Genomic DNA, 19,421 nt, shown 5'->3' on the forward strand with positions numbered 1-19,421 from the left:
ACACTAAATATTATAGAACCAGGCTTTTTCAATCAAGTAAACAAGCGTAATGGCTTATTTATTTTTCAAGTTGTAGAAAGATTTCAAACCTTTGTATTCTGCAACTTCACCAAGTTGGTCTTCGATACGTAGTAATTGATTGTATTTTGCAATACGGTCAGTACGTGAAAGAGAACCAGTTTTGATTTGTCCAGCATTTGTTGCAACAGCGATATCAGAGATGGTTGAATCTTCTGTTTCACCAGAACGGTGAGAAACAACAGCAGTATAGCCAGCTTCTTTCGCCATTTCGATAGCGTTGAAAGTTTCTGTTAAAGTACCGATTTGGTTTACTTTGATCAGAATTGAGTTTGCAACGCCCATGTCGATTGCTTTAGCTAATTTTTCAGTGTTTGTAACGAATAAATCGTCACCAACTAATTGAACTTTGTCGCCTAAAGCTTCGGTTAATTTCTTTGTACCTTCCCAGTCGTTTTCGTCTAATCCGTCTTCGATTGAGATGATTGGGTATTTAGCAACTAAATCTTTGTAAAGTTGGATCATTTCTTCCGTTGTTTTTTCGCCTTCGCCTGAATCAGCTAAAACGTAAACACCTTTTTCTTTGTCGTAGAATTCTGAAGAAGCAGCATCCATAGCAAGAACAACGTCTTTACCAGGTACATAGCCAGCTTTTTCGATAGCTTCGATGATTACTTCGAAACCTTCTTCGTTTGAACCTAAGTTAGGAGCGAAACCACCTTCGTCACCAACTGAAGTAGCTAGACCTTTAGATTTCAAGATTGCAGCTAAAGCGTGGAATACTTCTGCACCCATACGCAAAGCTTCTTTGAATGTTGGTGCGCCAACAGGCATAATCATGAATTCTTGGAAGTCGATAGAGTTGTCAGCATGTGAACCACCGTTGATGATGTTCATCATTGGAGTTGGTAATACTTTTGTATTGAATCCGCCTAAATAATGATACAAAGGAATTTCTAAATAGTCTGCAGCAGCGCGAGCAACCGCAATAGAAACGCCAAGAATAGCATTTGCGCCTAATTTACCTTTGTTAGGAGTGCCGTCTAAAGCGATCATTGCTTTGTCGATAGCCATTTGGTCACGAACATCGTAGCCGATAACAGCTTCTGCGATGATGTTGTTTACGTTTTCGACAGCTTTCGTTACACCTTTTCCGCCATAACGAGCTTTGTCGCCGTCACGCAATTCAACTGCTTCGTATTCACCAGTTGAAGCTCCAGAAGGAACCATTCCGCGACCAAAAGCACCTGATTCAGTATAAACTTCTACTTCGATTGTTGGGTTACCACGGGAATCAAGGACTTCGCGTGCGTAAACATCAGTAATAATTGACATGTTTGTTTCTCTCCTTTGGGTTTGTTTTATCTAAAGGGATTCACCCTTACGAACAATTTTAGTTAACTTTCGTTGTTTCTGCAAATAGAAACCCTTTTATCTTAGCAAGTACTCAGATTATTTTACAGCATCTAATAAAGCTAGGAATGAATCTGGTTGCAAGCTTGCTCCGCCGACTAATGCACCGTCGACATTTTCTTTTGCCATATATTCAGCAATATTTTCAGGTTTTACTGAGCCGCCGTATTGGATACGTACTTTGTCAGCAACTTCCTTGCCATAAAGTTTTTCAACTGTTTGGCGAACAACGCCACAGATTGTGTCTGCAATTGTTGCATCAGCAGATTTGCCAGTACCGATTGCCCAGATTGGTTCATAAGCGATCACCATGCTGGCAACTTGTTCAGCAGAAAGATCTGCCAAACCGCCAGTGATTTGTGCTTCAATCCATTCTGCAGTTTTGCCTGCTTCATACGTTTCTAATGTTTCGCCACAACAAAGAATTGGCAACATACCATTTGCAAAAATTGCTTTTGCTTTTTTGTTGATGTCTTCATCTGTTTCGTGGAAATATTCCCGACGTTCAGAGTGACCGATAATCACATATTGGATGCCAAGATCTGCCAACGCAGCAGGTGAAGTTTCACCAGTGTAAGCACCAGCATTTTCCCAGAAACAGTTTTGTGCTGAGATTTGTAATTCAGTTCCTTTAGCTGCTTCTGCTAATTCTTGTAGGAATAAAGCAGGTGCACCAATAACGGAATCCACTTTGTCATTTCCAGGAATTTTTGTTTTGACTGCTTCTGCAAATTCTTTTGCTTCTGCTGCAGTTTTGTTCATTTTCCAGTTACCGGCAATGATTGGTTTACGCATAATTTGCACTCCTTTTTTTACACACCATTAGGCAGCCTGTAATCAGGCTACCTAAATAGAATCGTTTTATTTATCGTTAATTGCTGCAAGTCCAGGTAATACTTTACCTTCAAGTAATTCTAAGCTTGCTCCGCCACCTGTTGAGATGTGGGTAAATTTATCCGCAAAACCAAGTTGTTCTGCTGCTGCTGCTGAGTCGCCGCCGCCAATGATGGTCGTTGCGCCTTCAAGGTTAGCGATGGCTTCACAAACACCAATCGTGCCGTTTGCAAAGTTAGACATTTCGAACACACCCATAGGTCCGTTCCAAACAACTGTTTTAGCGTCTTTTAATGTGTCCGCAAATAATTTCACAGAAGCTGGACCGATGTCTAAAGCCATCACGTCATCAGCGATATCCCCTTCAATTACTTCTGTTGGGACATCATTTGAAAATTCTGTTGCACAAACGTTGTCAATTGGTAAAACAAGTTTGTCGCCAGCTTTTTCAATCAAGCTTTTAGCTAATTCGATTTTATCTGATTCAACCAATGATTTACCGATTTTGATACCTTTTGCTGCGTAGAATGTATAGGTCATTCCACCACCGATAAGAATCTTATCTGCTTTAGGAATCAAGTTTTCGATTACGCCGATTTTGTCAGAAACTTTTGCTCCGCCAAGAATTGCGATCATTGGACGTTTTGGATTTTCAACTGCTTCACCGATGAATTTAATTTCTTTTTCCATCAAGAAACCGGCAACTGTTGGGATACCGGTTGAAGCAATCCCTACGTTTGATGCATGGGCACGGTGAGCTGTTCCGAACGCATCATTAACAAATACATCGCCTAAAGAAGCCCAGTATTTTCCTAAATCTGCATCGTTTTTGCTTTCTTTTTTGCCATCAACATCTTCAAAACGGGTATTTTCAAAGACAACAACATCGCCGTCTTTCATATCAGCAATTGCTGCTTCCAATTTTGCACCACGAGTTTCAGGAACGAAGGTTACTTCTTTGCCTAGCAATTCGCCTAAACGTTTTGCCACAGGAGCCAAAGATTTACCTGCTTTGTCTTCTTCAGTTTTTACACGGCCTAAGTGTGAAAACAGAATTGCTTTTCCGCCTTGTTCAAGAACATAGTTGATTGTTGGCAGTGCAGCTTTGATACGAGTATCATCACCGATCACGCCATCTTTCAAAGGAACATTGAAGTCAACACGGACAAGGACTTTTTTATCTTTTAAATCGATATCTTGAACTGTTTTTTTCGCCATGGATGTTTTCCTCCCAAAAAGTAGATTACTCAAATTTTCATAAAAAAAGCGGAGAAGCGCGTCGCTTCCCCGCTTTCATCGTGCAATGTTTGGTTCTACAGTTGTACGTGAATCTTATAATTTTGCGAAGTATTCTAAGGTACGTACTAATTGTGCTGTGTAAGACATTTCGTTGTCATACCAAGCAACAGTCTTAACAAGTTGTTTGCCGCCGACTGAAAGAACTTTTGTTTGTGTTTCGTCAAACAATGAACCGTAAGTCATGCCAACGATATCAGATGAAACAATTGCATCTGTATTGTAGCCGTATGATTCGTTTGAAGCTTCTTTCATTGCTGCATTTACTTCGTCTGCTGTTACGTCTTTTTCAAGAACAGTAACTAATTCAGTTAATGAACCAGTTGCAACAGGAACACGTTGAGCTGCTCCGTCTAATTTACCGTTCAAGTCAGGGATTACTAAGCCGATAGCTTTAGCAGCACCAGTTGTGTTAGGTACGATGTTGGCTGCAGCTGCACGGGCACGACGGAAATCGCCTTTAGGATGAGGTCCATCAAGAGTCATTTGGTCACCTGTGTAAGCATGGATTGTTGTCATCAAGCCTTCAACGATACCAAATTTGTCGTTCAAAGTTTTAGCCATAGGAGCTAAACAGTTAGTAGTACATGAAGCACCTGAGATAACAGTTTCTTTACCAGTTAATGTTTCATGGTTCACGTTATAAACGATTGTTGGAACGTCATTTCCACCAGGAGCAGAGATAACGACACGTTTTGCGCCAGCTTTTAAGTGTAATTCAGCTTTTTCTTTTGAAGTGAAGAATCCAGTACATTCAAGAACGATGTCAACACCTAGTTCGCCCCATGGTAATTCTTCAGGGTTGCGGTTAGCTAAAACCTTAACTTCGTTGCCGTTAACGTTAAATGAACCTTCGTGAACTTCAACAGTACCGTTGAAACGTCCTTGTGTTGTATCATATTTTAACAAGTGAGCCAACATGTTAGCATCTGTTAAATCATTGATTGCTACAACTTCGATTCCATCTACATCTTGGATACGACGGAATGCTAAGCGTCCGATACGTCCGAATCCATTAATACCTACTTTAACTGTCATTTAAGATTTCCTCCTTATGAAAATCAAAAAAATTTTTATTTTTAAAGGGTTGCCCCTTTTAAAATCTCATTAGCAGCAGCTTCATCTGTGATGAGCCACGTTTGTTTTGGTGCATTTTTCATATAGGCATGAATCGCTTTGGCTTTACTCTTTCCGCCAGCGACTGCCAAAATAATGGGAATATGCTGTAAATCCTTCAACTGCAATCCGATTCGAGGAACCTTATAAACGATTTTTCCCGATTCATCGAAAAAGTAGCCGAATGATTCTCCCACTGCGTTATTTTGTTTGAGCATCAAAATCTCGCTCTCAGTCATCTTTCGACGCGCCGCCATGTGCAACGCCCGTCCAATACTATGAATAACACAATTCGCCTTGCTTATCAAGTTTAAGACTTCAATGATCAAGGGTTCTTGCAACAAAGAATCATAGGTTGCTGAACTTAATTGTTCAGGAACGTATAGTGCGCGGTGATCCCCGTTTGTCTGCATCGCCATCACAGCACTTACTGAGTTGGCCTGCACGGTAACTGCTTCACCAATTCCACCGCGAGCAGGAACAAATAAATTGTGCCGTTGCTTGCTTTCAAGGTTCGTCAAACTTTCTGCGACCGTCGCCATCGTGGTACCGCCCATTACAGCAATAATATTTCTGCCTTCTGGAAGCAGCAGTTCTAACGATTCATTCAGCAAATCGCCAAATTTCGTCACCACTTTATTTTGCTGGTCACTGTCACCTGAAGCAATCAGACAGCGCTCATTGCCAAAATAATCTGCCAACCGTTTTTCCAGTTGGTGCATCCCAAACAGTTGATCCATCACTTTATTCAGCGAAGCATAAACTTCTTCGCCTTTTTTCGTTAAGGTCATTCCACTTTTGGATGAATCGATTAATTGGAGTTTTTTTAACAGATCCGTCTCGGTTCGTAAGACTCGCTCGGTCAATTCCAGACTTTCCGCCAAATTTCGTCGGCCAATCGGTTGCATCCAATAGATATTGCGCAGAATTTTGAATCGTTCCTGCAACACCGATAAGATGTCTGGAGCAACTGCTTCAATCATTTTTAATTCATCAAGCATGAGAAACTCCTCCGTGGGACTTTTTTTGTCCGTCATAGACTTAAACCGACCCGTCCAATGTAAAAAAAATTGAACATTTGTTAAAATCAATCTCACACAGGTAATAGTATCACTTTACCGGGTATTACGCAACTGAAAAACTTCTCGCTTTCTGAAAACAAAAACACCACAGCGCAATTTTTACTCCGTGGTGTATCGTAAATCATTTTCTGAAAAAAATCAATCAAATCTTTTCCTTTTTGATGAACTAGGGATTCCAAGGGCATCACGATACTTGGCAACCGTACGCCGCGAGATGGCGATTGCTTCTTTTTCCAGCAGTTCAACTAATTTTTGATCAGATAAGGGCTTGCGTTTGTCTTCCTCTTCTACCAAGGTCTTTAAGCGTTGTTTTACCGTTGCGGTGGATAAATCTTCCCCGGTTTCTGATTGATTAGTTGCTTTCTGACTAAAAAAGGTTTTTAATTCAAACACACCAAATTCCGTTTCGAGATATTTTCCGTTAACGGCCCGACTGACGGTTGATTCATGAATCGCAAGCTCTTCAGCAACCTCTTTTAAAATCAGCGGTTTGATGGGACGTTTTTCATCAAAGAAAAAATCCTGTTGATGACGGATGATGGCTTCCCCCACACGTAAAATCGTGTCACCTCGTTGGTGAATGGTTTTTTGCAGCCATTCAAAATCCTGTTGCTTTTCTTTTAAATACTTGAGAACTTCCGGTTCTTTATTTTTAGCCATCTGATCAAAATAATGCTGTTGGAATTTGACTTCCGGCATTCCTTGACGATTCGAAGTCAAGCGAAGCTGTCCATCTTTTATCTTCACTGATAGATCTGGAATGATGTACAAGCCTTCTGTCGATCCAAACGCCGCCCCCGGTGTGGGAGTCAAAGTTTGAATATAATCAAAAACTTGTTGGACTTCTTGCAACGTGATGGCAAAATGCTTGGCGATCAGCTCCCATTTCCGATGAACCAATTCTTCAAAAGATTCTTCCAGCATAATATACGCCAGTTCCGGCGCATAATCGTCCCGTTCAATCTGCAACATCAAGCATTCCCGCAAATCTCTGGCACCAACGCCCGCAGGATCAAGCTGTTGAATCAAAGTCAACGCATCCAGCATTTGAATACTCGTTGCTCCGGTTTTTTCTTGCGCTTCTTCCAACGAAAGTTTCAAATAACCATTTAAATCAATATGCTCGATTAAAAAAAGGACCAATGTTCGCAAATAGGTATCACGATAATTGAGATGCACTTGATCCAGTAAATATTCAAATAAAGAAATCGTCGTATCTGGAATTTGACTGAGGTATTCCATCTCTTTTCCCGTTGAGGATCGTGGCTTGGAATAGTTCATTGTATAATTCGGTTGAGAAATTTCAATCAATGGATTTTCCAAGGCTTCGGCCTCGACAAACTCGGTCAACTCATCAATAGAAAACTGCAAAACCTGAATAGACTGCTGTAATCTCTGGGTCATCGCCAGTTTTTGTGTCTGTTTTTGCTGTTGTGAAAAACTTTGTTCAAATTTCATTGATTTTCCCCTTGTAATTTCTCTTAAAATTCGATAAACTAATATTCGTTCGATGCGTCCTTAGTGTAGTGGATATCACGTAAGATTCCGGTTCTTGAGACGGGGGTTCGATTCCCTCAGGACGCGTACCATTTATCTGGATGAACTGGCAGACACTTTTCAATTGAAGAGTGTCTTTTTTTTGACAATTACTTAATTCATCCAATTTTGTCCTGCTTGACAGTTAGTTGCTTTCTTCATTATAAACAAATTCAGTCAAAAAAACACCCTGCAATAGTCTTACTGCTATCCCAGGGGTCGCTTTCATACTTATCCGTTTTCTTCAGCACCATGAAAAAAAGAATAGCTCTCGCTACTCTTCTTCCTCATCATCAAAATCATCTTCGTCGTCATCATCAATGATCGTCAAATCTTCTTCGATGTTGCCTGGCACTTCTTCTTCGTCATCCGTATCTTCGTCTGCGCCGATTTCTTGCAAATCAGAATTGTATGCCGCGATTTCTTCATCTTCGTCATCGTCGTCATCGTACAATTCTTTATCATCTTCATCATCTACTAAATCAGTATCTTCTGGATCATCATCATTGTAGTCGATGGCATCGTCATCACCACTGATAAACGCATTGACTTTTTTCCGTTTGCGTTTGCGGGGAGTATCTTCGTCTTCTTCATCGATACCATGATTGACTTCTTCATCGATAGAATCGATCGCGTACCATGAACGTAAGCCCCAGCGATTGTCTCCTAGAGAAATAAAACTGCCATCAATATTTAAATCAGTATAAAATTGTGCCAATGAATCACGAATAACACTATCTGATTTTCCCAGATAGGTTTGGATTTGATTGACCAAATCTGAAAATTCCATGACATCGCCACGTTGTTCTAAAATTGCGTGAGCAACTTCAATCATAGACAATTCGTCTTTATTGACACCTTCAAAAACATTAATTTCCAATTAGGACACGTCCTTTCACAGTCTACGCTTAATCATACAAAAATGTTGTCGAAAATGCAATTTTTTCTTTAAAAATCATGCAGTAAAATCCAAAGAAATTTGATATTCCCCAATTTTTTCATCTGCCATGAAAAGATCATAGGCAACAAAAACGGTTCCCGCAGTTGGCCGATCCTTCAAACTGACGTGCAGATCCTTTGTGAAGGTGCTGAAAAACATCATCCCATAAGGCGTTTTATAGCTGGTTTCCATTTTTTCCCGATAAACGAATTTCAACCGCATCCGCATTTCTCCAGCTCGTGTTAATTGAACGGCCCCATCCGGCATTATTTTGATTGTCACCGGTACTTCCTCGTTGTCTTGTACTTCTTTGTACCGAATATAAAGGGTGTCTCCCATTCTCACCATTTGTCCTTGCAGATCAAAAAGAAAATCCTGCACTTCGCCTTTTTGCCGAACCTTCGTTGCTAACTTAATCGAAATCGGCAAACCATTTGTTACATCCATTTTTTTGGCTCCTTTTACATTTTATCCATTTATAGTTATTGTTCACAGTTTTTACTCGTTTGTCAAACGTTGCGTCTAAGGGACAGGTTGATTACTACTTTTTTCCATTTTTCGTATATAATAGGGAAGATAAAGTGAAGGAGTTTTTTTATGAAGCCGATTTTGATCGATCAAGCACCGTATCCTCATGACCAAGCCTACCTGCCTTTTGCCCTGACCGACCTTTTGATTGACAGCGCCAGTCGTACCCGCCAATCTTATTTTCATTTTTGGCAATTGGAACATACTATGATTCTTGGTATGAAGGATACCCGTGTAGAAAATTTAGCCGCTGGTCTTGCCACACTGCAACAACAAGGATATCCACCCGTCGTACGCAATTCCGGCGGTCTCGGTGTCGTTGCGGATGATGGCATTTTAAATATTTCATTGATCCTTTTCAATCATGAAAAAAAATGGACCACCGAGGCGGCTTATGAAGAAATGTTTGCGTTGATTCAGCAAGCCTTGCCAGAACTAACGATTGAAGCACGTGAAATCAGCGATTCTTATTGTCCCGGTACCTATGATTTTAGTGTAAATGGACAAAAAATCGCCGGTACAGCCCAACGTAGAATCAAAGACGGCATTGCGATCATGATGTATCTGAGTGTCAATGGAGATCAAATCCAGCGGGGGGAACTCGTTCGGGCGTTTTACTTGGCAAGCTTGCCGACTTCTTTTGGTGAAAATGGCTATCCCCCCGTTCGACCAACCAGCATGACGACAGTTGCTGCCTGTTTAGGAAAACCAACTACTGTTGAAGAATTGAAACAGCGTTTTTTATCTGCACTGCAAATCACTGCTTCCGCCTATGATTCTCAAAAATGGGTCAAAGAATCAAATTTGACAGAGGATTACGCTGATAAAATCACTCGAACGATCCAACGAAATGAAGTGATTAAAGCGACATTGAACAACGCATAAATTGTAGTGACATACCTCAACCTATGACAGAACTTTTCTCAAAAAATTTTATTGATTAAAGCTAATTCCACTTTTCCCAAGTACTCGAGTGGAATGGAGATAGAGCGTGAGAAACTAACGCCATTTTCTTAACAGCAAATGGCGTACATTAGTACAAACAAGGAGCGAACCCATGACGATACCTTATAAATACCAACATCTGCCGATCGAAAAAGTTTTTCGTGACCCGGTCCATAATTATATCCATGTGCAACATCAAGTGATTTTAGATTTAATCAATTCAAAGGAAGTCCAACGCTTGCGGCGAATCAAACAGTTAGGAACGACTTCTTATACCTTTCACAGTGCCGAACACAGCCGTTTCTCCCATTCATTAGGAGTCTACGAGATTTCCCGGCGCATTTGTGACATTTTTCAGCGAAATTTTTCTCAGGAAAAAATTGGCACCGGTGGTTGGGATGATCGGGAGCGATTGGTCACTTTGTGTGCGGCATTGCTTCACGATGTCGGTCACGGTGCTTTTTCTCATACCTTTGAACATATTTTTCAAACCAATCATGAAGCAATCACAGTTGAAATTATCACGTCACCAGAAACAGAAGTCTATCAAATCTTAAACCGTGTCGAAGCAGGTTTCCCGGAAAAGGTTGCCAGCGTCATCACCAAAACCTATCCCAATCCTCAAGTGGTTCAAATGATTTCCAGCCAAATCGATGCGGACCGGATGGATTATTTGTTGCGGGATGCTTATTTTACCGGAACTGAGTATGGTACCTTTGACTTGACCCGGATTTTGCGGGTAATTCGTCCTTATGAAGGCGGCATCGCGTTTGCAATGAACGGAATGCATGCTGTGGAAGATTACATCGTCAGTCGCTACCAAATGTATGTACAAGTCTACTTTCACTCAGTTTCCCGAAGTATGGAAGTGTTATTGGAGCACCTGCTGAATCGCGCCCATGAGCTGTATCAGGAATCCCCAGAAATTTTTGAATTGCATTCACAACTGCTGCTGCCCTTTTTAAAACAGTGCTTCTCTCTGGAAGATTATTTAAAATTAGATGACGGTGTGCTGTCCACCTATTTTATTCAGTGGAGCGAAGAAAGCGATCCTGTTTTAAGTGATTTAGCTAAACGTTGGTTGAACCGAAAACCATTAAAATCTGCCCTGTTTTCTGGCGATAGTCAACTGCCCTTAATTGAAAAATTGCAACAGCTGGTCGAACGAGTCGGTTTCAATCCGAAATATTATACCGCAATCAATTCCAGCTATGATTTGCCTTACGATTTCTATCGTCCGGAATTAGGAAAACACCGCACGCAAATCGAACTGCAGCAAAAAGACGGAACATTGGTGGAGCTTTCCAAAATCAGTCAATTAGTGGCTGCCTTGGCAGGACAAGAACAAGTGGATCAACGCTTCTATTTTCCAAAAGAAATGGTTGACCCCATCTCGCAAGATAACTATGATTTGTTTAGTGATACCTACCAAGAATTTGCCCGTCATATTCATAATGGCGCTTTGGTGGAAACAACCCTTTAGGAGGATTTTATGTCAATCAAATTAGTTGCCATCGACATTGATGGTACCCTGGTCACAAGCAACCGCGAATTAACACAACAAGTTACAGAAACTTTGCAGGAAGCGCATCGTCAAGGAATAAAAATCGTTTTATGTACTGGCAGACCTTTGCCAGGCGTGGAGCCGGAGTTAGAAGCCTTGGGACTTACCGGTAAAGAAGATTACGTCATCACCTACAACGGCTCTCTAGTACAAGCGGTTCAATCCGAGCAAGTAATCTCTGCCTATGAATTGACTTATGAAGATTATTTGGAAATCGAGATGATGGCGCGAAAAGTCGGTGTTCATCTTCATGTTTCCGGTAAAGATGCCATCTACACTGCCAATCGTGATTTAAGTCCTTATACGATTTACGAATCCTTTTTAGTCAACATGCCGGTAAAATACCGCACGCAGGAAGAAATGAATCAAAACATCGAAATGATAAAAATGATGATGATTGATGAACCGGAAATTTTGGATGCTGCGATTGCTAAACTTCCTGACAGCTTCCGCCAACAATATACCGTTGTGAAAAGCGCCCCCTTTTATTTAGAGGTGTTGAACAAAAAAGCCAGCAAAGGTGCGGCATTAGCTAGCTTAGCGGCTCATTTAAATTTGCAATCTGAAGAAATCATGGCAATTGGTGACAATGAAAATGATTTAACAATGATCGAATACGCCGGAACCGGTGTAGCAATGAAAAATGCGATTCCCATGATTAAGGAAGCCGCTGATTATATTACCATCGGTACCAACGACGAAAACGGTGTTGCCGAAGCAATCAAGAAATTTGTGCTTCGCTAAACCAACCTTCTCTAGAAACAAAAAAAACGGGCGAGCCCATTTTTCTTTTGAAAAATGCAACTCACCTGTTTTTTTGTTTCAACCATTGCTGAACAGCCCACCGATGACTCCCCCGTTTTAACAGCAACATCGCATCATCGATACTATGCCATGAAATGTTATTCGTCGTTTCTGTGGGTTCAGCTACCTTTTCCCAAGACGTGACTGCATAAAAATAACCCGGATGATGATAATACGTATCTCGGTGACTAGAATAAAAATATTCGATGGCTTCTCCTAGATAGGAACCAATCGTTACGGTGAAGCCCAATTCCTCCAACATCTCCCGATTAATTGCCATCTCGTGTGATTCCCCGGCTTCAATTTCTCCACCAGGCAAGAAAAATGCGCCATTTGGTGCTTGCACCAAAACCAGCTCATTCTCGTTTTCAATTACAACATATGCCCCAAAGCGCGCTTTATAGGGTTTATCCTTTTCTTTTTTTCCAAAAATTGGTTGCTTCATCATTGCCTCCACATTGTGTATGCTTTATTTTACTCAATCCAATAGAAATCCACAAGTATTTCGTCAGAATATTCACAACAGGGTCTTTTTTTCAAAAAAAGCGTAACCCTTACGAATACACAGGGTCTATGATAAGATAAATGCAGAAAAGAAAGGATGATGACTATGAAAATGGCACATACATGTGTTCGAGTAAAAAATTTGGAGGCTTCGTTGGATTTCTATCAACAAGCATTTGGTTTTGAAGAAACCCGTCGCCGAGATTTCCCAGAAAATAAATTTACGCTGGTTTACCTGTCATTGCCAAACGATCCCTATGAATTGGAATTAACCTACAACTATGACCACGCTGCATATGATTTAGGTGATGGTTATGGACATATTGCGATTGCTGTCAGCGATTTAGAAAAACTGCATCAAGAACAAAAAGAAAAAAGTTACAACGTTACTGATTTAAAAGGTCTACCCGGTACCGCTCCTTCTTATTACTTCATCGTTGATCCCGATGGCTACAAAATTGAAGTGATTCGGGAAAAATAAGCACTCGATTGGAGAATTATCCTATGAAACCAATTATTGGAATTGCCGGTAGCGATCAGCAGCTAACGGAGCCTGATGCCCACTGGATTGCCTATACACCTCGAAGTTTTGTCGAAGGTATCCAGCAGGCTGGCGGTCTGCCCTTCATCTTGCCGGTTGGTAATCCGCAAGATGCCGCAGAGTACGTGGCGAGAATTGATAAACTTTTATTAGCCGGAGGTCATGACGTAGCTCCTGTGTTTTACCATCAGTTGCCTCATCAAAAACTAGGCGCTGTTTATCCGTTAAGAGATCGATTTGAACTGGCATTGATTCAAGAAGCCGTTAACCAAAAAAACCGATTCTAGGTATTTGTCGCGGCATGCAGGTATTGAACGTTGCTTTTGGCGGAACCCTTTATCAGGATCTTTCTTTAAAAGAAGGAACGATCAAACATGTTCAAGCACCTACTCCGTTTCATATTCCGACACATCCAGTTCGTATTGAAGCAACAAGTCAACTGGCAAAAATCGTTGGCACAGACTATCAAGTCAATTCTTTCCATCATCAAATGATCGATCATCTTGCGGATGAATTTCGTATCATTGCAACTGCACCAGATGGCGTCGTGGAGGGCATTGAAAGTAAGCATCAAAAAATCATGGGACTGCAATGGCATCCCGAACTTACTCGAACCACGATTGCCAGTGAGCAAAAAATAATTGAATTTTTCGTCAGCGACTACTAAAAATGTCTAGCCTCCAAATTACGGGGCTAGACATTTTTGCTTGGTTTGATTCTCAGATGGATCTTTAGCGTTCGTTTTTCATTAAGGAGAAGGATTGCTTCAAGGCAGACCACACGCCGTTCTCATTGTAGATCAGCACATTTGATTTATACATTCTTGCAGAAGCCAGCATCATTACCAGTGTTGTTGCTGCTAAAATCAAAACAGAAATCACTGCCCCACCAGTTGTTACGGTATCATTTGCTAAACGAATCGGCATAGTGTAAGAAGACAAGAAGGGAATATACGAAGAAACCCGAATTACGATATTATTCGGATCAGCTGCTCCCAAAATCAAGCCTAACATGTAGCCTGCCAAAGAAAGATAGGTTACAGGCAAAATCGCTTTTGCTGTATCTTCTGCTTTATTGACCAATGAGCCGCATAAAGCTGCCAACACCGCATAAATCAAGATACCCAGCAGAACGAACAAAATGGTGAAGAAAAGAAACGGTCCGAATAAATCCCCCAATGAGAAATTGTCTAAATATTGTTTAACGATCGCCATATTCTTGATTCGGGAATAACTGATACCACCGATCAATCCATACAACGCAATTTGTGTGATAGCGACAAGCAGTACACCAGTCAATTTACCGTAAAAATGAGTTTGAGCTTTTGTACTGGACAAGATTACTTCCATAATTCGTGTCCCTTTTTCTGAAGCAATTTCTTGCGCGATAATCTGCGCATAAGTAATGATAAAAACAAACAACACGATTGTTCCTACATAGCTGACGATGTATTGAGCAAAGCTATTGTCCTCACCGGTTTCCATTTTACCGTCACTGTCGAAACTTACTTTTTGTTTCTCAAAGACAGCCGGCTGCGCCAAACTCGCCACTTGTTCTGATGATAACCCCAAGGCTTGTGCCCGAGCAGAGCTTTGCAAGTTGGATAAGGTTTGCTGAATAATCATTTCTGTCGACTGACCTAAAGAAGATTCACTGAATAAAGTCCCCTTCACTTCGTCTTCTTCCACAGCCAAAACCAGATAGGCATCTACTTTTTCTGATTTCAATTGTGATTGGGCTTTTTCCTCTGAATCGAATGCTTTAAACTGATAATCCTCCGTCTTGCTTTGCGCAAAGGCTTCTGCGACTTGCGGTTCGTCAGAATACACACCAATCGTCTTGATATCTTCTGCCTGTCCGGCAAATAATCCCGCCAAGTAGATCACACCGATGGCAATAAAGGGAATCAAGATCATGATTAGAAAGGAAATCGATTTAACATTTTTCTTGTAGACATCTGATGCAATGATCCAAAATTTATTCATGATCGGCACCTGCTTTCCATTTGAAGATTTCTTCCAGTGTTGGTGGTTGTTGATTAAACATTGGAATGTATCCATTTTGTGTTGCTCGAACAAAGATTTCTTTCCCGGCATCTGGATCAGTCAATGTAATTTCCAAACTGCCGTCTTCCCGTGTTTTCGCTTCATAGACCCCTTCGACTTGTTGAACGTCCTCCAGTGTTAAGCCTGACTCCAAAAAGACTTTTGTTCGCCCAAAGGATTCTCGAATTTCATGTACTTTGCCATTAAGAACGGTTCTGCCATCCTTTAACATAATAAGATGGTCACAAATTTTTTCCACATTGTCCATATTATGGCTAGAAAAGATGACGCAGGAACCCTTTTCCTTCAGTTCAATAATACCGTTTTTCAATAACTCGGCATTGACCGGGTCAAGTCCACTGAAAGGTTCATCTAAAATCACTAATTTTGGTTCGTGGATCAGCGTTGCAATCAATTGCACCTTTTGCTGATTTCCTTTTGACAAGGATTTGACCTTATCGGTTTTTTTTCCTTTCACCTGGAATTTTTCCATCCATTCATCAATTTTTGGTTCGATTTCCTGTTTGGTTTTCCCTCGTAACCGGGCAAAATAAATCAACTGTTCCTGAATGGAAACTTTTGGATAAAGTCCTCGTTCTTCTGGAAGATAGCCAATAATATTGTATTCTTTTGCACTTAAAGGCTGTCCATTCCATAGAACCTCGCCCCGATCTGCTTTTAAAAAATCTAAAATCAGTCGAAACGTGGTTGTTTTTCCGGCACCATTTTGACCAATCAGTCCCATAATTTGCCCATCTTGGATTGAAAAGGACAAATCATCTACCGCTGTGTATTCGCCAAAAGTTTTGACTAAATGTTTCACTTCTAACATCTTTCTTTCCTCCCAATCAATAAAAATTTCCCACGGCAAAGCCGATAATCCCGCCGATTACACCACCAATTCCCATTAAAACTAGCATATCTCTGCCCAAACGTTGGCGCTTTGCCAGACGCTCCGGTTGGTGAAAAAATGCCGCACGGTTGCGATACTGTATCTGCATAAATAACATGGCAACGCCATAACTGAATGGATAAAGTAGTAGAACACCACCAATAATCATCAGGTATTCTCCCCATCCCCAGTCAAACAGATTTTTTCCAATCAAACTGCCAAGCAACAGGAGCGTTCCTATCAGTGCTACCCAAAAGGACTGCCGCAATAACCAGCGCCACTCTGCAAAAATGCGTTCCTGATAACTTTTTTGATCTGAAAAAATCAAAGGTGTTCCCGGATCAGCCATAAAATAAAAATATTTGTGACGATAACTACTGATTGCTTTCCACCCACTTGCTTCATAAAATTCCAAGTACTCTGCTACTTCCGCTGGTTTTCCCGTAAAAAAATCAACGGCAAATAATTTTTCTGCCGGCTCACAAGCTTGAAAACTTAAAATACCCAGACGATTCATCTTCAAAAATTGCCAACCCTGCCGCTTTTTTTCTTGCAGCCGTAGCATTTCTTTTTCGGGATAAAATCCCACATTTAAACTAATGCTGTACTTTCTTTTCATTTGGTTCCCCTTCGATCTTTGCCAGCAGTCCCACACCGGCTTCGTAAAACAACCGCCGTCGTTCAACTTCATGTTTCAGGCTTTTTATTCCCTTTTCAGTGATTTGATAAATTTTTTTACGGTCTGAACTTTCTTCCAACAGAATCAATTGATTTTTTTGCAGTTTTTTCAAAATCGTATACATGCTTGCTGGACCAATTTCAAATGCTCCATTTGTCAATCCGCTGATTTCCTTCATGATTGCATAGCCATGTTGCGGTTTAAGCAATGCCAACAAAATCAAATACGTCGAATCTGTTAATGACTCCTCCATTGCTACTCCTCCTCACAAACTATATCATCAAACGATATATCACATAATGATATAGTAAGCGCTGTCTCTTTTTTTGTCAATAAAAAAATACAAGTTGAAGCAGGGAAAATCCACGCTTCAGCTTGTATAGAAGATACTTTTTTATTTATAAATTTTGACAGGTGTATTGTACGGAATGTTGTAGTAAAACCATTTTGCATCAGGCACCGATAGTCGAATACATCCGTGAGAAGCTCGCTGCCCTAATTTTGCGCCCTCAATGGGATTAAAAGCAGCCGTTGTTCCTGGATAGGCAATCGGAACCGTATGGAACAAATACACCCCATGTTGATGGTAGGAACGGTAATAGGCACCGCCAGAACCGCCAAACCAGAAAGAACTTCCTTTTTCCTGTTGAATCCGGAAATTTCCATAAGGTGTTGGATTATTCCAAAGCCCGGTAGAACACAACATTGTATAAATTGTTTTAGAACCGGAACGGATGTAGACCCGCTGCTTGCTGACAGAAACTTGGATATTCAAATTATTTACCTTCAAAGATGGGTACCGGCCGCCTGTCGTATGCAACCAAAAATTATTTTGGACACTGTAGGTTTGATTGGATTTGATCCAGCCTAAATTTCCTCCCGGTAAAACCAAATAAAGATAGGTACCATTGTTGGTTTTGGCTTCTTTGATTGCCCGGGCCATATATCCTTTGTAAGTTGCCTTTTTCCCTAGCAAACGACTGTAAGGATCAGGATTAGCGAGAAAGTTTCCGCTGCCATTTGAAATTTTTACAAAACGATTAATGGTCTTTTGTGAATAAATGACATTCGGTGTCGTAAAGGCACCAGAATTGCCGTAGCCAACCCATTTCCCAGCAGTAGTGTAGAGCGAATAATAGGTTGCTCCATTAAAGTGGCGGTACTTGCCTTTGACTTGTAAAATTTGATTGTAATAACTGGTCGTGTTGTTGCGTTTTTGCCATGAGAAATTTTGCCACAGGGTATAATTCTTTTTGGCGACTCGAACCTTTCGTGTTTCCTTTTGCCAAATTCCGCCGCCATTATTTGCGACTGTGGCTGCTTTGGCATTCAAGTACCCGACCCATTTTCCTTTGTTGTTATACAAAGAATAATAGACTGATCCGTTTGAATGACCGTACTTTCCTTTTGCCAAAAGTGTTTGTCCCGCAAAATTAGCGGTTTTGTTGCGTTTCACTTTCCAATTAAAGTTGCCCCAAATCGTATAATTTTTATTAGTAATGGTCACATATTTTCCATAACTTTGATAGGTGCCCTGTGCTTGTGTTGTTGCCTTTACTCCGGCGGCATTTATATATCCCAGCCATTTTCCCTTCATGTCATAAAGAGAATAGTAACGTGCCCCGTTATAGTGTTGGTAACGCCCTTTTATTTTCACGGTCTTTCCAAAATAGGTCGAACTGATTCCACGTTTTTTCTGCCAGCCAAAATCATTCCACAGGGTATAATTTTTACTGGTGATTGTTGCATATTGATTTTCTTTATAAAAAATTCCCTGTTGTCCACTACTTGCAGTCGTACCATTGGCGTTTAGATACCCGACAAACGTTCCGTTGTTCAGATAAAGTGCTAGGTAGTTGGCCCCATTTGTGTGGTGGAAAACTTCTCCCACGCGTAAAGTCCGTTGATAATACGAATCACTTTTGCCTAATTCTTTTGAAAAACTCGGATCTTGCCATCGGGAATAGCCTTTTTTCGTTAATGATACATAACGATTAACCGTTTCATATGTTCCTGATAAAAAACGAACATCTGCTTTCTTGACCCAACCGATTGCTTGATTCTTTTGGTTAGAAACAGCGACAAAATCCCCTTCAGTCGTTTGCGCAATCATTGTTGTTTTGATTAGCTGTCCTGTTGGTAAGACACTGGTTGTTGGCGACAAAATCGTAGCCTGGGCAGTGTAAACTGTAACCTTTGATTGAACGGGTTGCAAATACTGCCGGTCATTTTTCTGTGAAGTGATTGTGATTTCAGCAACTTCAGCCGGTGCTGTTTCTGTTATAGCCGGTTTTATTGTTGATTCCTGCACCTCACTTGAACTGGTTGAACTGGATTCCTCTGAAGTTTCGGAAGTTAAAGAAGAACTAGTTGAATTGACTTGACTGCTGGTTGTCTCAGAAACAATTGAAGTATCTGTTGTCGTTAAAGACTCAATGGTTTCTGCAGAGCCCACAACTTGTAACCCACTACTCAAAAATAATATTCCACAAAAAAACACAAAAAATTTCTTTTTCATTTGAATCACCCCTTTTTCATTTTCCCACACTTAATTATAACATGTGGTTTTTCATTTCAACAAACAGGAACTGATTCAATGACAACGAAAAAATAAAAAAATAACCATCAAAAGATCCTTTACAAGATCTCTTGATGGTTTTATTTTGGTTCTATAATATTTAGTG

At 40.7% G+C, this 19,421-nt stretch carries 18 protein-coding genes, 1 tRNA gene and 1 pseudogene; 6 read left to right on the forward strand and 14 right to left on the reverse strand.

All coding sequences use genetic code 11. The features are described 5' to 3' along the window. Nucleotides 1–54: 54 nt before the first annotated feature. The 6 genes from eno to rpoN all read right to left on the reverse strand — a co-directional run bounded on the left by eno (nucleotide 55) and on the right by rpoN (nucleotide 7,217). Nucleotides 55–1,353 (reverse strand): phosphopyruvate hydratase, encoded by a 1,299-nt coding sequence (gene eno, locus BAU16_RS04480; RefSeq protein ID WP_048604758.1) that lies wholly within the window; start codon nucleotides 1,351–1,353, stop codon nucleotides 55–57. Nucleotides 1,354–1,470: 117 nt separating this feature from the next. Beyond that, a complete protein-coding gene (gene tpiA, locus BAU16_RS04485; RefSeq protein WP_137605916.1) occupies nucleotides 1,471–2,226 on the reverse strand; it encodes a triose-phosphate isomerase in 756 nt (251 codons plus the stop codon). A 66-nt stretch (nucleotides 2,227–2,292) separates the two neighbouring features. Then, the gene (locus BAU16_RS04490; protein WP_137605917.1) at nucleotides 2,293–3,483 is read right to left on the reverse strand and encodes a phosphoglycerate kinase; all 1,191 of its coding nucleotides are present in this window, start codon (nucleotides 3,481–3,483) and stop codon (nucleotides 2,293–2,295) included. A gap of 114 nt (nucleotides 3,484–3,597) precedes the next feature. After that, nucleotides 3,598–4,599, reverse strand: coding sequence for a type I glyceraldehyde-3-phosphate dehydrogenase (gene gap / locus BAU16_RS04495; protein ID WP_048604755.1), 1,002 nt, complete (start codon nucleotides 4,597–4,599; stop codon nucleotides 3,598–3,600). Nucleotides 4,600–4,640: 41 nt separating this feature from the next. Further along, the gene (locus BAU16_RS04500) at nucleotides 4,641–5,678 is read right to left on the reverse strand and encodes a sugar-binding transcriptional regulator (protein WP_048604754.1); all 1,038 of its coding nucleotides are present in this window, start codon (nucleotides 5,676–5,678) and stop codon (nucleotides 4,641–4,643) included. Between the two features lie 219 nt (nucleotides 5,679–5,897). Then, nucleotides 5,898–7,217, reverse strand: coding sequence for an RNA polymerase factor sigma-54 (rpoN, locus tag BAU16_RS04505; protein ID WP_137605918.1), 1,320 nt, complete (start codon nucleotides 7,215–7,217; stop codon nucleotides 5,898–5,900). A gap of 54 nt (nucleotides 7,218–7,271) precedes the next feature. Here rpoN and BAU16_RS04510 point away from each other — a divergent pair. Continuing rightward, nucleotides 7,272–7,343 (forward strand) — tRNA-Arg (locus BAU16_RS04510). Nucleotides 7,344–7,569: 226 nt separating this feature from the next. Here BAU16_RS04510 and rpoE read toward each other — a convergent pair. Together rpoE and BAU16_RS04520 are read right to left on the reverse strand one after the other, a co-directional pair. Continuing rightward, the gene (rpoE, locus tag BAU16_RS04515; RefSeq protein ID WP_048604752.1) at nucleotides 7,570–8,175 is read right to left on the reverse strand and encodes a DNA-directed RNA polymerase subunit delta; all 606 of its coding nucleotides are present in this window, start codon (nucleotides 8,173–8,175) and stop codon (nucleotides 7,570–7,572) included. A gap of 75 nt (nucleotides 8,176–8,250) precedes the next feature. Then, nucleotides 8,251–8,682, reverse strand: coding sequence for a DUF1934 domain-containing protein (locus BAU16_RS04520; RefSeq protein ID WP_048604751.1), 432 nt, complete (start codon nucleotides 8,680–8,682; stop codon nucleotides 8,251–8,253). 150 nt (nucleotides 8,683–8,832) lie between these two features. Here BAU16_RS04520 and BAU16_RS04525 point away from each other — a divergent pair, with 150 nt between their 5' ends. The 3 genes from BAU16_RS04525 (at nucleotide 8,833) to yidA (ending at nucleotide 12,016) form a co-directional block, all read left to right on the forward strand. Beyond that, the gene (locus BAU16_RS04525; RefSeq protein WP_161526570.1) at nucleotides 8,833–9,648 is read left to right on the forward strand and encodes a lipoate--protein ligase family protein; all 816 of its coding nucleotides are present in this window, start codon (nucleotides 8,833–8,835) and stop codon (nucleotides 9,646–9,648) included. 172 nt (nucleotides 9,649–9,820) lie between these two features. After that, a complete protein-coding gene (locus BAU16_RS04530) occupies nucleotides 9,821–11,191 on the forward strand; it encodes an HD domain-containing protein (protein WP_048604749.1) in 1,371 nt (456 codons plus the stop codon). A 9-nt stretch (nucleotides 11,192–11,200) separates the two neighbouring features. Continuing rightward, nucleotides 11,201–12,016, forward strand: a complete 816-nt coding sequence (yidA, locus tag BAU16_RS04535) for a sugar-phosphatase (RefSeq protein ID WP_048604748.1) — start codon at nucleotides 11,201–11,203, stop codon at nucleotides 12,014–12,016. Nucleotides 12,017–12,077: 61 nt separating this feature from the next. Here the strand turns inward: yidA and BAU16_RS04540 are convergent, their stop codons facing one another. Further along, nucleotides 12,078–12,521: an NUDIX hydrolase gene (locus BAU16_RS04540; RefSeq protein WP_048604747.1), complete on the reverse strand. Its 444-nt coding sequence runs from the start codon at nucleotides 12,519–12,521 to the stop codon at nucleotides 12,078–12,080. 165 nt (nucleotides 12,522–12,686) lie between these two features. On the opposite strand from BAU16_RS04540, the gene gloA reads away from it, so the two are divergent. Next, entirely contained in the window at nucleotides 12,687–13,061 is a 375-nt protein-coding gene (gloA, locus tag BAU16_RS04545) for a lactoylglutathione lyase (protein WP_048604746.1), read from the forward strand. 23 nt (nucleotides 13,062–13,084) lie between these two features. Beyond that, nucleotides 13,085–13,788: pseudogene (locus tag BAU16_RS04550) on the forward strand (gamma-glutamyl-gamma-aminobutyrate hydrolase family protein). A 64-nt stretch (nucleotides 13,789–13,852) separates the two neighbouring features. Here BAU16_RS04550 and BAU16_RS04555 read toward each other — a convergent pair. The 5 genes from BAU16_RS04555 to BAU16_RS04575 form a co-directional block, all read right to left on the reverse strand. After that, entirely contained in the window at nucleotides 13,853–15,106 is a 1,254-nt protein-coding gene (locus BAU16_RS04555; protein WP_048604744.1) for an ABC transporter permease, read from the reverse strand. Next, entirely contained in the window at nucleotides 15,099–15,998 is a 900-nt protein-coding gene (locus tag BAU16_RS04560) for an ABC transporter ATP-binding protein (RefSeq protein ID WP_137605922.1), read from the reverse strand. Before BAU16_RS04560 ends, BAU16_RS04555 begins: the two co-directional genes overlap by 8 nt. A 16-nt stretch (nucleotides 15,999–16,014) precedes the next feature. Further along, on the reverse strand, nucleotides 16,015–16,677 hold the full coding sequence (locus tag BAU16_RS04565; protein WP_048604742.1) for a DUF2812 domain-containing protein: 663 nt from the start codon (nucleotides 16,675–16,677) through the stop codon (nucleotides 16,015–16,017). After that, nucleotides 16,655–16,990 carry a PadR family transcriptional regulator gene (locus BAU16_RS04570; RefSeq protein ID WP_137605924.1) on the reverse strand — a complete coding sequence of 112 codons (336 nt, stop codon included), beginning with the start codon at nucleotides 16,988–16,990 and terminating at the stop codon, nucleotides 16,655–16,657. Before BAU16_RS04570 ends, BAU16_RS04565 begins: the two co-directional genes overlap by 23 nt. A 141-nt stretch (nucleotides 16,991–17,131) precedes the next feature. Then, the gene (locus BAU16_RS04575; RefSeq protein WP_161526571.1) at nucleotides 17,132–19,255 is read right to left on the reverse strand and encodes a L,D-transpeptidase family protein; all 2,124 of its coding nucleotides are present in this window, start codon (nucleotides 19,253–19,255) and stop codon (nucleotides 17,132–17,134) included. Nucleotides 19,256–19,421 lie beyond the last annotated feature (166 nt).

Origin of the sequence: Enterococcus sp. JM9B (genome assembly GCF_009933265.1) — a bacterium.
Classification (GTDB): Bacteria; Bacillota; Bacilli; order Lactobacillales; family Enterococcaceae; genus Enterococcus_C; species Enterococcus_C songbeiensis.

Excerpts from the sequence above, each read along its gene's own strand:
- BAU16_RS04540 (WP_048604747.1), bottom strand. The coding sequence starts at position 12,521 with ATGAAGCAACCAATTTTTGGAAAAAAAGAAAAGGATAAACCCTATAAA.
- BAU16_RS04490 (WP_137605917.1), bottom strand. The coding sequence starts at position 3,483 with ATGGCGAAAAAAACAGTTCAAGATATCGATTTAAAAGATAAAAAAGTC.
- BAU16_RS04570 (WP_137605924.1), bottom strand. The coding sequence starts at position 16,990 with ATGGAGGAGTCATTAACAGATTCGACGTATTTGATTTTGTTGGCATTG.
- tpiA (WP_137605916.1), bottom strand. The coding sequence starts at position 2,226 with ATGCGTAAACCAATCATTGCCGGTAACTGGAAAATGAACAAAACTGCA.
- eno (WP_048604758.1), bottom strand. The coding sequence starts at position 1,353 with ATGTCAATTATTACTGATGTTTACGCACGCGAAGTCCTTGATTCCCGT.
- BAU16_RS04530 (WP_048604749.1), top strand. The coding sequence starts at position 9,821 with ATGACGATACCTTATAAATACCAACATCTGCCGATCGAAAAAGTTTTT.
- BAU16_RS04525 (WP_161526570.1), top strand. The coding sequence starts at position 8,833 with ATGAAGCCGATTTTGATCGATCAAGCACCGTATCCTCATGACCAAGCC.
- gap (WP_048604755.1), bottom strand. The coding sequence starts at position 4,599 with ATGACAGTTAAAGTAGGTATTAATGGATTCGGACGTATCGGACGCTTA.
- BAU16_RS04500 (WP_048604754.1), bottom strand. The coding sequence starts at position 5,678 with ATGCTTGATGAATTAAAAATGATTGAAGCAGTTGCTCCAGACATCTTA.
- BAU16_RS04575 (WP_161526571.1), bottom strand. The coding sequence starts at position 19,255 with ATGAAAAAGAAATTTTTTGTGTTTTTTTGTGGAATATTATTTTTGAGT.
- gloA (WP_048604746.1), top strand. The coding sequence starts at position 12,687 with ATGAAAATGGCACATACATGTGTTCGAGTAAAAAATTTGGAGGCTTCG.
- rpoN (WP_137605918.1), bottom strand. The coding sequence starts at position 7,217 with ATGAAATTTGAACAAAGTTTTTCACAACAGCAAAAACAGACACAAAAA.
- BAU16_RS04565 (WP_048604742.1), bottom strand. The coding sequence starts at position 16,677 with ATGAAAAGAAAGTACAGCATTAGTTTAAATGTGGGATTTTATCCCGAA.
- BAU16_RS04520 (WP_048604751.1), bottom strand. The coding sequence starts at position 8,682 with ATGGATGTAACAAATGGTTTGCCGATTTCGATTAAGTTAGCAACGAAG.
- BAU16_RS04560 (WP_137605922.1), bottom strand. The coding sequence starts at position 15,998 with ATGTTAGAAGTGAAACATTTAGTCAAAACTTTTGGCGAATACACAGCG.
- yidA (WP_048604748.1), top strand. The coding sequence starts at position 11,201 with ATGTCAATCAAATTAGTTGCCATCGACATTGATGGTACCCTGGTCACA.
- BAU16_RS04555 (WP_048604744.1), bottom strand. The coding sequence starts at position 15,106 with ATGAATAAATTTTGGATCATTGCATCAGATGTCTACAAGAAAAATGTT.